This is a genomic window from Xanthomonas sp. NCPPB 2922, from assembly GCF_041520885.1.
GTDB classification, from domain to species: Bacteria; Pseudomonadota; Gammaproteobacteria; order Xanthomonadales; family Xanthomonadaceae; genus Xanthomonas; species Xanthomonas campestris.
Genome location: NZ_JBGOFY010000004.1, coordinates 16,802 through 31,333, shown reverse-complemented (window position 1 = coordinate 31,333; position 14,532 = coordinate 16,802). Strand labels below are relative to the sequence as shown.

The 14,532-nt window shown below is 65.8% G+C and carries 10 protein-coding genes; all 10 read left to right on the top strand.

Going from position 1 to position 14,532, the window contains the following annotated elements; translation table 11 throughout:
- Nucleotides 1–83: 83 nt before the first annotated feature.
- The 10 genes from ACD584_RS06765 to ACD584_RS06720 all read left to right on the top strand — a co-directional run bounded on the left by ACD584_RS06765 (nt 84) and on the right by ACD584_RS06720 (nt 14,393).
- Entirely contained in the window at nt 84–2,987 is a 2,904-nt protein-coding gene (locus tag ACD584_RS06765) for a 2-oxoglutarate dehydrogenase E1 component (protein ID WP_175611516.1), read from the top strand.
- Nucleotides 2,988–3,029: 42 nt separating this feature from the next.
- A complete protein-coding gene (gene sucB / locus ACD584_RS06760; protein ID WP_070692816.1) occupies nt 3,030–4,244 on the top strand; it encodes a dihydrolipoyllysine-residue succinyltransferase in 1,215 nt (404 codons plus the stop codon).
- 146 nt (nt 4,245–4,390) lie between these two features.
- Entirely contained in the window at nt 4,391–5,827 is a 1,437-nt protein-coding gene (gene lpdA, locus ACD584_RS06755; protein WP_070692813.1) for a dihydrolipoyl dehydrogenase, read from the top strand.
- Nucleotides 5,828–5,980: 153 nt separating this feature from the next.
- Nucleotides 5,981–6,574, top strand: coding sequence for a TIGR00730 family Rossman fold protein (locus ACD584_RS06750; protein ID WP_175611517.1), 594 nt, complete (start codon nt 5,981–5,983; stop codon nt 6,572–6,574).
- Between the two features lie 209 nt (nt 6,575–6,783).
- Nucleotides 6,784–7,386 (top strand): YigZ family protein, encoded by a 603-nt coding sequence (locus ACD584_RS06745; protein ID WP_070692810.1) that lies wholly within the window; start codon nt 6,784–6,786, stop codon nt 7,384–7,386.
- Entirely contained in the window at nt 7,383–9,149 is a 1,767-nt protein-coding gene (locus tag ACD584_RS06740) for an ABC transporter transmembrane domain-containing protein (protein ID WP_076036017.1), read from the top strand. Before ACD584_RS06745 ends, ACD584_RS06740 begins: the two co-directional genes overlap by 4 nt.
- 95 nt (nt 9,150–9,244) lie before the next feature.
- Entirely contained in the window at nt 9,245–10,144 is a 900-nt protein-coding gene (locus tag ACD584_RS06735) for a hydrogen peroxide-inducible genes activator (RefSeq protein ID WP_011036667.1), read from the top strand.
- 88 nt (nt 10,145–10,232) lie between these two features.
- A complete protein-coding gene (locus tag ACD584_RS06730; RefSeq protein ID WP_076036018.1) occupies nt 10,233–11,924 on the top strand; it encodes an ABC transporter ATP-binding protein in 1,692 nt (563 codons plus the stop codon).
- A complete protein-coding gene (locus ACD584_RS06725) occupies nt 11,908–12,993 on the top strand; it encodes an efflux RND transporter periplasmic adaptor subunit (protein ID WP_011036665.1) in 1,086 nt (361 codons plus the stop codon). The genes ACD584_RS06730 and ACD584_RS06725 overlap by 17 nt, the downstream gene beginning before the upstream one ends.
- Entirely contained in the window at nt 12,993–14,393 is a 1,401-nt protein-coding gene (locus ACD584_RS06720; RefSeq protein WP_267130904.1) for a TolC family protein, read from the top strand. The genes ACD584_RS06725 and ACD584_RS06720 overlap by 1 nt, the downstream gene beginning before the upstream one ends.
- Nucleotides 14,394–14,532: the final 139 nt, after the last annotated feature.

Here is a 14,532-nt window from a genome sequence, read left to right as displayed (position 1 = left end):
AGGCGTCTGGCCAATTGGTCTACCCCGCCGGTCAGCTCGCAGATGCCCCCTCACAAGCGCAAGGGGGTATAATTTTTCGAGATTTGAGATCGACCGATAGGGCAACTCGCCCTGCCGCTTCCGCACAATCATCCCCACAGCAGACCCGACTTACCATCGTGGATAATCTCCTAAAGCAGTTCGCGCAGTCATCGCAGCTCGCCGGCGGCAATGCCGCCTATATCGAGGATCTGTACGAGCAGTACCTCGTCGCCCCCGACAGTGTCGATCCGAAGTGGAAGGCGTATTTCGACGGCTTCAACGGTCGCGATGCCGGTGATGTGCCGCACTCGGCGGCAATTGCCCACATTCTCAGCGCCTCCAAACAGGCTGCCAATGCCGGTACCGGCGTGGGCGCCAGCGACGAGCGCGAGCGCAATGTCGGTCGTCTGATCACCGCCTACCGTTCGCGCGGTCATCTCGGCGCGCAGCTCGACCCGCTGGGCCTGACCCCGCCGGTCAACCCGCCCGACCTGGACCTGCCGTTCCACAGCCTCTCGCAGGCTGACCTGGACAGCGAGTTCAGCACCGGCGGCGTCGGCGGCCAGCCGCGGATGAAGCTGAAGGATCTGCTGGAGCGCCTGAAGGCGACCTACGCCAGCACGATCGGCGCCGAATTCATGCATATCCCCGAATTCGACCAGCGCCAGTGGATCTACAAGCGCCTGGAAGATGCCGGCGGCAAGATCGCTGCCGATGCGGCCAGCCGCAAGCGCACGCTGGAGCGGCTCACCGCCGCCGAAGGTCTGGAGCGCTACCTGCACACCAAGTACGTCGGCCAGAAGCGCTTCTCGCTGGAAGGCGGTGACGCACTGATCCCGATGATGGACACCATCATTCGCCAGTCCGGCAATGACCAGGTCAAGGACATCGTGATCGGCATGGCCCACCGCGGTCGTCTCAACGTGCTGGTCAATACGCTGGGCAAGAACCCGCGCAAGCTGTTCGACGAGTTCGAGGGCAAGTTCGAGCACGCCCACGACGATCGCGCGCACACCGGCGACGTCAAGTACCACATGGGCTTCTCGGCGGACATCGCGGTCGGCGACGACAAGCAGGTCCACCTGGCGCTGGCGTTCAACCCCTCGCACCTGGAAATCGTCGACCCGGTCGTGGTCGGCAGCGTGCGGTCGCGGCAGGAGCGTTTCGGTGATGCGGATCGCAAGACCGTGCTGCCGATCCTGATCCATGGCGACGCCGCATTCGCCGGCCAGGGCGTGGTGATGGAGCTGTTCCAGATGTCGCAGGCGCGCGGTTTCGCGGTCGGCGGCACCGTGCATATTGTGGTGAACAACCAGATCGGCTTCACCACCAGCGCACGCGACGATGCCCGTTCCACGCTGTACTGCACCGACGTGGCCAAGATGATCGGCGCGCCGGTCTTCCACGTGAACGGCGACGACCCGGACGCGGTGATGTTCGTGTCCAAGCTGGCCTATGAGTTCCGCCAGCAGTTCAAGAAGGACGTGGTCATCGACCTGGTCTGCTACCGCCGTTGGGGCCATAACGAGGCCGACGAGCCGGCCGCCACCCAGCCGGTGATGTACCAGACCATCCGCAAGCACAAGACCACCCGCGAGCTCTACGCCACCAAGCTGGAAAGCGATGGCGTGCTGAGCGCCGACGAGGCCAAGGCGCTGGTGGATGGCTACCGCAACAAGCTGGATTCGGGCGAATACACCACCGAATTGGCCAAGCGCAAGCCGGACGAATTCGCCATCGACTGGTCCAAGTATCTGGTCGGCACTGCGGCCGATCCGGTCGATACGCGCGTCAAGCGCAATGAGCTGGACCGTCTGGCCAAGCTGATCACCACCATCCCGGCCGGTGTGGAACTGCACGCCCGCGTGGCGAAGATCTACGAAGACCGCGTCAAGATGGCCGCCGGCAATCAGGCCGGTGACTGGGGCTTTGCCGAGAATCTGGCCTACGCCACCTTGCTGGCCGAAGGCCACAAGCTGCGCCTGGTCGGCCAGGATGCGGGCCGCGGTACGTTCTTCCACCGTCACGCGATCCTGCATGACCAGAAGACCGACAGCTATTACCTGCCGCTGCGCCAGCTGGTGGAAAACCCCGAAGACGCCACCATCATCGACTCGCTGCTGAGCGAAGAAGCGGTGATGGGCTTCGAGTACGGCTACTCCACCACCGACCCGAACGCGCTGTGCGTGTGGGAAGCGCAGTTCGGCGACTTCGCCAACGGCGCGCAGGTGGTGATCGACCAGTTCATCGCTGCCGGCGAAGCCAAGTGGGGCCGCATCGCGGGCCTGTCGCTGTTCCTTCCGCACGGCTACGAAGGCCAGGGCCCGGAGCACAGCTCCGCGCGTCTGGAGCGCTTCCTGCAGCTGTGCGCGCTGGAGAACATGCTGGTGTGCGTGCCGACGACCCCGGCGCAGTGCTTCCACATGATCCGTCGCCAGATGCGCATGACCACCCGCAAGCCGCTGGTGGTGATGACGCCGAAGTCGTTGCTGCGCCACAAGCTGGCTGTGTCGACGCTGGAAGAACTGGCCGATGGGCAGTTCCAGCATCTGATCCCCGATGCCAAGGCCGACGCGAGCAAGGTCAAGCGCGTGGTGCTGTGCTCGGGCAAGGTCTATTACGACCTGCTCGAAGACCAGACCAAGCGTGGCCAGGACGACGTTGCCATCCTGCGTGTGGAGCAGCTGTACCCGTTCCCGCGTGCGCAACTGGCTGCAGAACTCAAGCGCTTCGGCAATGCCGCCGACGTGGTGTGGTGTCAGGAAGAGCCGCAGAACCAGGGTGCGTGGTATCAGATTCGCCATCACCTGAATTTCTGCCTGGCCAGCGGTCAGAGCCTGCACTACGCCGGCCGTGCCCGTTCGCCCTCGCCTGCTGCCGGCCACATGGCCGACCACATCGCCGAACAGCAGAAGCTGGTCGCCGATGCGCTGCTCAATCCGTTCAACGACCAAGTCGCTGAATAACTCCTCTTCCCCAAAGAACGAAAACCCTAGGACGCTCCCCGAATGGCCACCGAAGTCAAAGTTCCGGTACTGCCCGAATCCGTTTCCGACGCCACCATCGCCAGCTGGCACAAGAAGGCCGGTGAAGCGGTCAAGCGCGACGAGAATCTGGTCGATCTGGAAACCGACAAGGTCGTGTTGGAAGTTCCTTCGCCGGTCGACGGCGTACTGAAGGAAATCAAGTTCGAAGCCGGCAGCACCGTCACCAGCAACCAGATCCTGGCGATCATCGAAGAAGGCGCCGTGGCCGCGGCCGCACCGGCCGAAGAGAAGAAGGCCGATGCCCCGGCGGCGGCCGCTGCGCCTGCTGCTGCGCCGGCACCGGCTGCCGCTGCCGCTGCCGCGCCGGTTGCATCGAAGTCGTCTGCTGACAGCCTGCCGCCGGGTGCGCGTTTTTCCGCCATCACCCAGGGCGTGGATCCGTCGCAGGTCGACGGCACCGGCCGTCGTGGCGCGGTGACCAAGGAAGATATCGTCAACTTCGCCAAGGCCGGCGGCGTGGGCAAGGCGTCTGGCGCCCGTCCGGAAGAGCGCGTGGCGATGACCCGCGTGCGCAAGACGATCGCCAAGCGCCTGATGGAGTCCAAGAACTCCACCGCGATGCTGACCACCTTCAACGAGGTCAACCTCGCCAAGGTGTCGGCCGCGCGCAAGGAACTGCAGGACGAATTCCAGAAGGCGCACGGCATCAAGCTCGGTTTCATGAGCTTCTTCGTCAAGGCCGCGGCCAACGCACTGCAGCGCTTCCCACTGGTCAACGCCTCGATCGACGGCGACGACATCATCTATCACGGCTACAGCGACATCTCGATCGCCGTCTCCACCGAGAAGGGCCTGGTGACGCCGGTGCTGCGTAACGTCGAGCGCCAGTCGTTTGCCGAAGTCGAACAGGGCATCGCCGACTACGCCGCCAAGGCGCGCGCCGGCAAGCTGGGCCTGGACGACCTGCAGGGTGGCACCTTCACCATCACCAATGGCGGCACCTTCGGCTCGCTGTTGTCGACCCCGATCATCAACCCGCCGCAGAGCGCCATCCTGGGCATGCACGCGATCAAGGAACGTCCGATCGCCGAGAACGGCCAGGTCGTGATCGCGCCGATGATGTACCTGGCGCTGTCCTACGACCACCGCATCATCGACGGCAAGGATTCGGTGCAGTTCCTGGTCGACATCAAGAATCAGCTGGAAAACCCGGGCCGGATGCTGTTTGGCCTCTAAGAGCCGGGAATCGGGAATGGAGATTCGGGAATGGGACAAGCGCCCATCGACCGCTCCATTCCCGCCTGGACCTGGATGGGACGCGACAGGCGCGTGCGCTGTTGCGATTCCCCATTCCCTACTCCCCATTCCCGTGAGCAAATGAAATGAGCGAACAATTCGACGTCGTCGTCATCGGTGCCGGCCCGGCCGGTTATCACGCTGCGATTCGTGCAGCGCAGCTCGGCATGAAGGTCGCCTGCATCGACGCAGCCATCGGCAAGGACGGCAAGCCCGCCCTGGGCGGCACCTGCCTGCGCGTGGGCTGCATCCCGTCCAAGGCGCTGCTGGATTCCTCGCGCCAGTTCTGGAACATGGGCCACCTGTTCGGCGACCACGGCATCAGCTTCAACGACGCCAAGATGGACGTGCCCACCATGATCGGCCGCAAGGACAAGATCGTGAAGCAGTTCACCGGCGGCATCGCGATGCTGTTCAAGGCCAACAAGATCACCCCGTACTACGGCTTCGGCCAGTTGCAGCCGGGCAACATCGTCAAGGTGACTCAGCACGAAGGTGGCGAGATCGAGCTGAAGGGCACCAACGTGATCCTGGCGGCCGGTTCGGAATCGATCGAACTGCCGTTCGCCAAGTTCGACGGCGACACCATCGTCGATAACGTCGGCGGCCTGGACTTCACCGCAGTGCCCAAGCGCATGGCGGTGATCGGTGCCGGCGTCATCGGCCTGGAGCTGGGCAGCGTGTGGAAGCGTCTGGGCGCCGAGGTCACCATCCTCGAAGCGCTGCCGGATTTCCTGGCGCTGGCCGATGCCGAAGTGGCCAAGACCGCGCTGAAGGAATTCAAGAAGCAGGGCCTGGACATCAAGCTGGGCGCCAAGGTCAGCAAGACCGAGATCACCGGCAGCGGCGACGCCAAGCAGGTGGTGCTCAGCTACACCGACGCTGCCGGCGAGCAGACCCTGACCGTGGACAAGTTGCTGGTCGCCGTGGGCCGCAAGGCTGCGACCAAGAACCTGCTGGCCGATGGCACCGGCGTCAAGGTGACCGAGCGTGGCCAGATCGAGGTCGATGGCCATTGCCACACCGGCGTCGACGGCGTGTGGGCGATCGGCGACTGCGTGCGCGGCCCGATGCTGGCGCACAAGGGCTTCGAGGAAGGCATCGCAGTGGCCGAGCTGATCGCCGGCCTGCCCGGGCACGTCAACTTCGACACCATTCCGTGGGTCATCTACACCGAGCCGGAAATTGCCTGGGTCGGCAAGACCGAGCAGCAGCTCAAGGCCGAAGGCGTTGCCTACAAGGCCGGCAGCTTCCCGTTTGCGGCGATCGGCCGTGCGGTGGCCATGGGCGAGCCGGCCGGCTTCGTCAAGGTGATCGCCGATGCCGAAACCGACCGCGTGCTGGGGATGCACCTGGTGGGCGTGGGTGTCTCGGAGCTGGTGCACGAAGGTGTGCTGACGATGGAGTTCAGCGGCTCGGCGGACGATCTGGCACGCATCTGCCATGCGCACCCGACCCTGTCCGAAGCAATCCACGACGCCGCCATGGCGGTGAGCAAGCGCGCCATTCACAAGGCGAATTAAGCCGGGAATCGGGAGTGGGGAATTGGGAATCGCAAGAGCGTTCCCATCACTTCGCTCTTCATGCTGACGCCGGACCTATGTCCGGCGTCATGCGTTCCGGCTTTTGTTTCTGCTTTTACCCATTCCCAATTCCCTACTCCCGATTCTCATCCCATGAAAAGCATCTGCGTCTACTGTGGTTCCAATGCCGGCAACAAGCCTGCCTATGCCGAGCGCGCTATCGCCCTGGGTGACCTCATCGCCAAACAGGGGCTGCGCCTGGTGTATGGCGGTGGCAATGTCGGGCTGATGGGCACGGTGGCCAACGCGGTGCTGGCCGCAGGTGGCGAAGTGACCGGCGTGATTCCGCAGCAGCTCGCCGATTGGGAAGTGGCGCATCGCGGGCTGACCACACTGGAAATCGTCGGCTCCATGCATGAGCGCAAGATGCGCATGTTCGAGCTGTCGGATGCGTTCGTCGCCCTGCCCGGTGGCTTCGGCACTATGGAAGAGATCTTCGAGATGCTGACCTGGCGGCAGCTGGGCATCGGCAACAAGCCCTGCGCGTTCCTGGACATCGAAGGCTTCTACGCGCCGCTGATCGGCATGATCGATCGCATGGTCGAGGAACGCTTCCTGCATCCGGATCAGCGCAGCGACCTGTGGTACGGCGCCGACATCGAGCAGATGCTGGAGTGGATGCAGCACTACACGCCGGCACAGGCATCGAAGTGGATCGACGAGAAGCGCCGCTCCACCCTGGTGTGATCGTCACGGCGGCAGCAACAGTCGCTGCGGACCAGCGCAGCGGCTAGGAGTACGGCGCGAACCCCGCGCAGATGCTGTAGTGATCTAGCACCACGCTGGTCAGTGATCATGCGGATAGCGCGCCGCACATCCGAGCCACAATCTATCCACGCCCCCCGTCTGTCCGCACAGAGACGCACGCCCGGCCGCGCGCGACCAGCTCGCATAGAATGCACGCGATGCCAGACACCCTCGCCGCCGACGCGCACCACAGCCTGGAGATCAAGCACAGTCGCTTCGTCGCACAGGCCTGCGCGCTGGCATCGCCCGAGCAGGCACTGGAGCAGGTGCGGCGCTTTGCGGTCGTGGATGCCACGCACAATTGCTGGGCCTACCGCTATGGGCAGGAATACCGCTCTAGCGACGACGGCGAACCCAGCGGCACCGCTGGCCGGCCGATCCTGGCTGCGATCGATGGCCAGGGCTACGACCGCGTCGTGGTGGTGGTGACGCGCTGGTATGGCGGCATCAAGCTCGGCGCCGGCGGCCTGGTGCGCGCCTATGGCGGTACGGCCGCCGAATGCCTGCGGCTGGCCATGCGCCGGCCACTGGTGGCGATGTCGCTGCTGGCCCTGCGCTGCCCGTTCGACGACCTGGGCGTGGTCCATGCCGCGCTATCGACCTTCCACGCCGACAAGCTGGACGAGCAATTCGACACCGAGGGCGCCGCATTGCGCGTGCAAGTGGCCGCGGATCAGCTCGCCGGCTTGAAAACCCGCCTGTGCGACGCCACTCGCAACAGGGTCCATCTCTCAACACCGGAAGCCGCATGAGCCAGCCCCCCGCCAAGCCTGCCCCACTCCGCAAGCTTGGCAACCTGCGCACCCTGTGGCCCTTCGTGCAGCGCCAGCGCGGCCTGTTCGCGGCCTGGCTGGTCGCATTGGCGGTCTCCTCGGCGGCCACGCTGAGCCTGCCGGCTGCGGTCAAGCGCATGATCGACCACGGCTTCTCCGGCGGAACGCAGATCAACCAGGCCTTCGCGCTTCTATTCGCGGTGGCGGTGGTGCTGGCGCTGGCCACGGCGGCGCGCTTTTATTTCGTGGCGCTGCTGGGCGAAAAAGTGGTCGCCGATCTGCGCGGCCGCCTGTATGCCCATCTGATTGGCCTGGATGCCGGCTTCCACGATCGCAGCCGCAGTGGCGAGCTGGTGTCGCGCCTATCGGCCGACAGCGAACTGCTGCGCGGCGTGGTCGGCACCACCATGTCGGTGGCCTTGCGCAGTTCGGTCACGGTGATCGGCAGCCTGGTGATGCTGTTCGTCACCAGCCCGCGGCTGGCCGGCTTCACCTTGATCGGCATTCCGCTGGCGGTGCTGCCGATCGTGCTCGGCGCGCGACGCCTGCAGAAGATCTCGCGGGCCAGCCAGGACCGCGTGGCCGACGCCAACACGCTTGCCGCCGAAACGCTAGGGGCGGTGCGCACGGTGCAGGCACATGCGCGCGAGGGCTACGAGAGCAACCGCTTCAGCCAGGCCTTGCAGGCAGCCATCGGGACCGCGCGCGTACGCATCCGCACCCAGGCCACCGTCACCGCAGTGGCGATCATGCTGATCTTCGGGGCCATCGTCGCGGTGCTGTGGTTGGGCGCGCACGATGTCATCGCCGGGCAGATGACGCCGGGCACGCTGGGCCAGTTCGTGCTGTATGCACTGATTGGCGGTGGCTCGGTGGGCGCGCTGGCCGAAGTGTGGAACGAGCTGCAACGCGCTGCCGGTGGCATGGGGCGGATCGGCGAGTTGCTCGACGAGCAGTCGGCAATTGTCGCGCCCGCGACCCCGCAGCCGTTGCCCGTGCCGGTGCGTGGCGCGATCCATTTCGACCAGGTGGTCTTCCACTACCCGCAGCGCCCGGACATGCCGGCGCTGGATGGCTTCGACCTGCATGTGCAGCCGGGCGAAACCGTGGCGCTGGTCGGCCCCTCCGGCGCCGGCAAGAGCACGGTGCTGGCGATGCTGTTGCGTTTCCACGACCCGCTGAGCGGCAGTGTGCGGATCGATGACGTAGATCTGCGCCAGACCGATCCAGTGCTGCTGCGCGAGCAGATCGCACTGGTGCCGCAGCAGCCGACCTTGTTCGCCGCCAGTGCCGCCGACAACATCCGGTATGGCCGCCTGGATGCCAGCGACGCGCAGGTGGAAGCCGCCGCCACGGCTGCCGAGGCCGACATCTTCTTGCGCGCATTGCCGCAGGGCTATGCCAGCGAACTGGGCGAGCGCGGCACGCGCCTGTCCGGTGGCCAGCAGCAGCGCGTGGCGATTGCACGGGCGCTGCTCAAGGACGCCCCGATCCTGTTGCTGGACGAGGCCACCAGCGCGCTGGATGCACAAAGCGAGCGCGCGGTGCAGCAGGCGCTGGACCGCTTGATGCAGGGCCGCACCACGCTGGTCATCGCACATCGCCTGGCAACCGTGCTCAAGGCCGACCGTATCGTGGTGATGGACGCCGGCCGCATCGTGGCGCAGGGCACGCATGCGCAACTGCTGGCCGAAGGCGGGCTGTACGCGGAGTTGGCGAAGCTGCAGTTCATCGATCAGTGACCGCCACATGCTCGCTGATCGCTGCAATCACGCGGCACGCGCGTACGGCCACCTCGGCATGCACGCCTAAGCGCGCTGAGGCCAGGAGCTGACCCATGCCCCGCCCCAGGACCACCATCCGCCAACTCAGTTATTTCGTCGCGCTGGCAGACACCGGCAGCTTCACCCGTGCCGCCGAGCAGATGGGTGTTTCGCAACCCTCGCTGTCGCAGCAGATCCGGGGACTGGAAACCATCATCGGCGCGCCGTTGTTCGAACGCGGCGGGCCGGCGATCCTTACCCCATTGGGGCGCGAACTGCTGGCGCGTGCACGCAGCATCCTGCTCGATCTGGCCGACCTGGAAGACGTGCGCGCCACCTCGGCAGATTCGCTGATCGGCACCATCCGGCTCGGCGTGTCGCCCACGCTGGGCGCGTACCTGATGCCCAGCCTGGTGGCGCGGCTGCACCGGGAGCATCCGGCGCTGCGCGTGCATGTGCGCGAAGGATTGCCAACAGTGCTGGCCAGCGACCTGGCCACTGGCGTGCACGACGTGATCCTGGCGCAGTTGCCGGTGGCCGGGCGCGGCCTGCACAGCGAACGCCTGTTCCGCGAACCGTTGCACGTGACCATGGCCGCCGACCATCCGCTGCGGACCAAGGCCTGCATCACCCCCGCCGATTTGCGCGGCACCAGCTTGCTGACGCTGATGCCGGAATATCGCCTGGCCGAGCAGGTGGCCGCGATTGCGGCGGAAGTCGGCGCCAACGTGCTGCGCGATTACGAAGGGACCAGTCTGGATGCGATCCGGCAGATGGCCGGCATGGGCATGGGCCTGGCGCTGCTGCCGGATCTGTACGTGCGCCAGGAGATCCGCGAGGGCGACGATGTGGTGGTACGGCCGGTCAAGGGTGGGCGCTATTACCGCGACATCGGCCTGCTCTGGCGACAAGGTGCCGGCCGTGCGCCGGCGTTCGGGCTTATCGCCGAATTGCTGCGTGCCGCCGCCGCATAGGAAAATCCTATGCGGCAAATAAGCTCGCCGGCCTTGTTCGTAAGCACGAACTCGTCAATGCTGCACTGAACTCATCAGCGGAAGTGCAATGGCGGCGGGCAAACAGATCGGATGGCGGGAAGCGGCAAGCTGGCTGGCGGAGATCGTCGGGCCGGACATGCCCTATGTGCGTCTGGCCATCGTCTACGGCGTGGCGATCAGTCTGTTGTCGCTGGCCACGCCAATCTCGGTGCAGTTGCTGATCAACAGCGTGGCCAACACCGCGCTGCCCACGCCGCTATGGACCCTGTCGGGATTGTTGCTCGGCCTGTTGCTGCTGGTCGCCGGCCTGAGCGCGATGCGGGTGTGGGTCATGGCGCTGTTCGAACGCCGCCTGTTCGCACGCGTGGTGGCCGAGATCACGGTGCGCGCCGTGCATGCGCAAAACCCGTTCTTCGCCGACCAGAACCGCGGCGACATGTTCAACCGCTACTTCGATCTGGTGGTGGTGCAGAAGGCCGTGCCGAGTCTGTCCATCGGTGCGTTCACCATCGTGCTGCAGTCGGCAGTGGGGCTGATCGTCACCAGCTTCTACCACCCGTTTTTCCTTGGCTTCAACGCCTTGCTGCTGCTGGTGATCTTCAGCATCTGGATGCTCTGGTCGCGCGGGTCGATCCGCACCGCGGTGGATCTGAGCCATGCCAAGCACGAGGCCGCACGCTGGCTGGAAAGCGTCGGCGGCTCCAACGGGTTCTACAAGTCCAGCCGCCATCTCGATTTCGCGATGGATCGCTCCGAGGCGGTTACGGCCGCGTATATCGATCGGCATCGGCGCCACTTCAGCTACAGCTTCACCCAAACCGCCTCCTTCCTGCTGGTCTACGCGGTGGCCAGCGCCGCGTTGCTGGCACTGGGCGGCAACCTGATCCTGCGCGGTGAGTTGTCGATCGGCCAGCTGGTGGCGGCCGAGCTGATCCTGAGCGCGGTGTTCTACGGTATCTCCCAGCTAGGCACCTACCTGGATGCGCTCTACGACCTGGTCGCCAGCTCCGAGGAACTTTCGTTGCTGTTCGCGATTCCGCAGGAACGCGCCGTGGTGGCGCCGGGCAAGACCCCGGGCAACAGCGCGGTCCGCCTGGATGGGGTGGTGATCGATGGCGCGCGGTTCGACTTTTCGCTGGCCGCCGGCGAACAGCTGGTGACGCTGGCCGATGGCGGTGCCGAGCGGCTGCTGGCCATGGTGTTGAAACGGCACGTGGTGCCCGACCGCGGGCTGGTGATGGTGGGCGGTGCCGACATGGCCACCTTCGACATGTACCTGCTGCGTTCGGAAGTCACCGTGCTCGACCGCCCCACCATCGTGGAGGTCACCATTCGCGAATACCTGGCGTTGGCCTCCAGTAATGTGAGCTCCGAAGCGATGCTGGAAGCCATCGACGCGGTGGGCTTGCGCAGCCGCATTGCCTCGCTTCCCAAGGGGCTGGACACGCGCCTGGCTGCCTCCGGCTACCCGTTGTGGATCGGCGAGGTGATGGCGCTGAAGCTGGCCAACGCGCTGCTGGTGCAACCGCGTGTGCTGATGCTGTCGCAGCTGTACGACCTGATTCCGGCCGAACGCCTGACCAAGATCCTGCGTCGTTTGAAAGCCACCGGCACCACCGCCTTGTTGTGCACCGGCCGGCCGGAGGACATCACCCTGGACGGCTGGTTCCGCCTGCAACCCGAACAGCAGCAGCGCTACGCCACGCGCGATGCCCTGATCGCATCCATGCAGGAGGCAGACGATGCGCCAGGCCGCTGATCGCAACGCGCACTTCCCCACCCTGGCGGCGATGCGGCCGCCCAGCATCGCCAAGGCACTGGCCTGGATGCTGCTGATCGGCGTGGCCATTGCCGCGGCGATCCTGGCGCTGGCACCGTGGGTGCAGACCGCCAGCGGCAAGGGACAGGTGGTCTCGCTGGACCCGGGCGATCGCCAGCAGCAGGTCACCGCCTTCGTTCCCGGCCGTGTCGAGACGTGGTACGTGCACGACGGCCAGCATGTCTCGCGTGGCGACCCGATCGCGCGCGTCGGCGATCTGGACCCGGACCTGCTGACCCGCCTGGCCAGCGAACGGGCGCAGGTGCAGGCCGAGATCGCCGCCATCCAGCAATCACGCGCGGTGGCCGGCATCGATGTGGAGCGCAGCCGGCAATTGCTGGCCGAAGGCCTGGCCGGGCGCCGTGACTACGAGCTGACCCAGATCAAGGTGGCCGAAGCAGATGCCAAGCTGGCCGAGTCGCGCGCCAAGTTGACCCGGATCGACATCCAGTTGAATCGCCAGTCTGCGCAGTTGGTGCGTGCGCCGCGCGACGGCCGCGTGCAACAGCTCAACGCCGCCAGCGGCAGCGCGATGGTGTCGCCGGGCACGGTGCTCGCGGTGATCGCGCCCGAACGCGTGGAGCGTGCGGTCGAGCTGTATATCGACGGCCGCGACGTGCCATTGATCCGCCCCGGACGGCCGGTGCGGCTGGAGTTCGAAGGCTGGCCGGCAATCCAGTTCAGCGGCTGGCCGTCAGTGGCGCACGGCATGTTCGATGGCCGCGTGCGTGCCATCGACCCCAACGCCGCGCCCGACGGACTGTTCCGCATCCTGGTCGAACCCATGCCGGGCAAGCCGGCGTGGCCGGCGCAGGAATTCGCGCGCCAGGGCGGCAAGGTGCGCGGCTGGGTGCAGGGCGAAACCGTGCGGGTCGGCTACGAACTGTGGCGCCAACTCAACAACTTCCCGCTGGAATTCGACCGCCGCCCGACGGCCACGCAGCAGGATGACGGCAAGGCCAAGCCGGCGGCGTACAAGGCCGAAGACGACGCGACGGGCAAGAAATAATGCACCGTTTTGTTGCCCTGTTGATCGCACTCTGCCCCGGAGCGGCATTCGCCCAGACCGCTGCCCTGACCCTGGACGAGGTGTTGCAGTCCTCTGCCCGCTCGGCGCCGCAAATCGTCGAATCGCTGGCCAAGGTGCGCCAGGCCGAAGGCAAGGGGCTATCGGCCAATGGCGCGTTCGATACGGTGTTCGATATCGATGGCCGCTCGCGCGAGGCCGGCTATTACGACGGCAGTTCGATCGAGAGCACGGTCAAGCGGCCCTTCGAGGAAAACGGCGGCTACTACTACGGCGGGTACCGGTCCTCGCGCGGGTCGTTTCCGGTCTACGAAGAGAAGTCCTACACCGACCGCGGCGGCGAAGTGAAAGTCGGTGCGCTGTATGCGCTGCTGCGCGACCGCGTGGTGGATGAGCGCCGCACCCGTCGCAGCGTGGCCAGCGGCGACATCGACGTGGCGCAGTACGAAGCGGAGATGGTGGCGATTGGCGTGCAGCGCCGCGCGGTGGATGCCTACCAGAGCTGGGTCGCGGCCGGGCTGAAGCTGCGGGCCTACAAGGACCTGCTGGAGCTGGCCGAACGCCGCCGCAACGCCATTTCCCGGCAGGTGACGCTCGGCGCACGGCCAACCATTCTGTTGACCGAAAACGACCAGAACCTGGTGCGCCGCCGTGCGCTTGTGGTGCGCTCGGAACAGGACTTCGCCAATGCGGCCAATGCGTTGTCCTTGTATCTGCGCGACGACGCCGGCATGCCGCTGATCGTGTCCGCCGAGCGGCTGCCCGCCGACACCTCCGCGCTCGAAGGTCTGGCCGGCGCCAGCAAGATCACCGCGCCGGTGGAACGCCCCGATTACCGCGCCGTGCTGACCCGCATCGATCAGGCCACCGCCCGTCTGATGCTGGCGCAGAACGATCTGAAGCCGCGCCTGGACGTAAGTTTCGAGGTCAGCAAGGATCTGGGCGCGCCCGGCGTGGGTGGCCCAAACCGTTCGCCGACCGATGCGATCATCGGCTTCCGTTTCAGCGTGCCGCTGGAAAATCGTTCCGCCAAGGGCCGCGTGGCCGAGGCACGCGCGGAGATCGAGGCGCTGGATCAACGCAGTCGCTTCCTGCGCGACCAGATTTCGGTGGAAGTGGAATCCATCGTCATCTCGCTCAATGCCGCCCAGCGACTGGCCGGCATCGCAGATGAGGAGCGCAGCCTGGCAGACCGGCTCGCTGCGGCGGAGCGGCGCCGTTTTGAACTGGGCTCGGGCGACTTTTTTCTCGTCAATCAACGCGAAGAAACTGCCAACGATGCCCGCGTACGGCTGATCGATGCACAGGCGCGGATCGCCTCCGCACGTGCCGAGCTGGCTGCGGCCACTGCGGACCGTGATGCTTTGATGCTGCGCCAGTAGCGCACGCTGGCGCTGGCCGGATTTGTTCGTGCATCCAGCACAACAAGCCCGCCGCTGGGCAGTGTGCAATGCAACACTGCCTAGCCCTCGAAGTGTCGCGCTCGTAGCGCGAGAAGCTAAAAAGCAGCCACAACCGGCG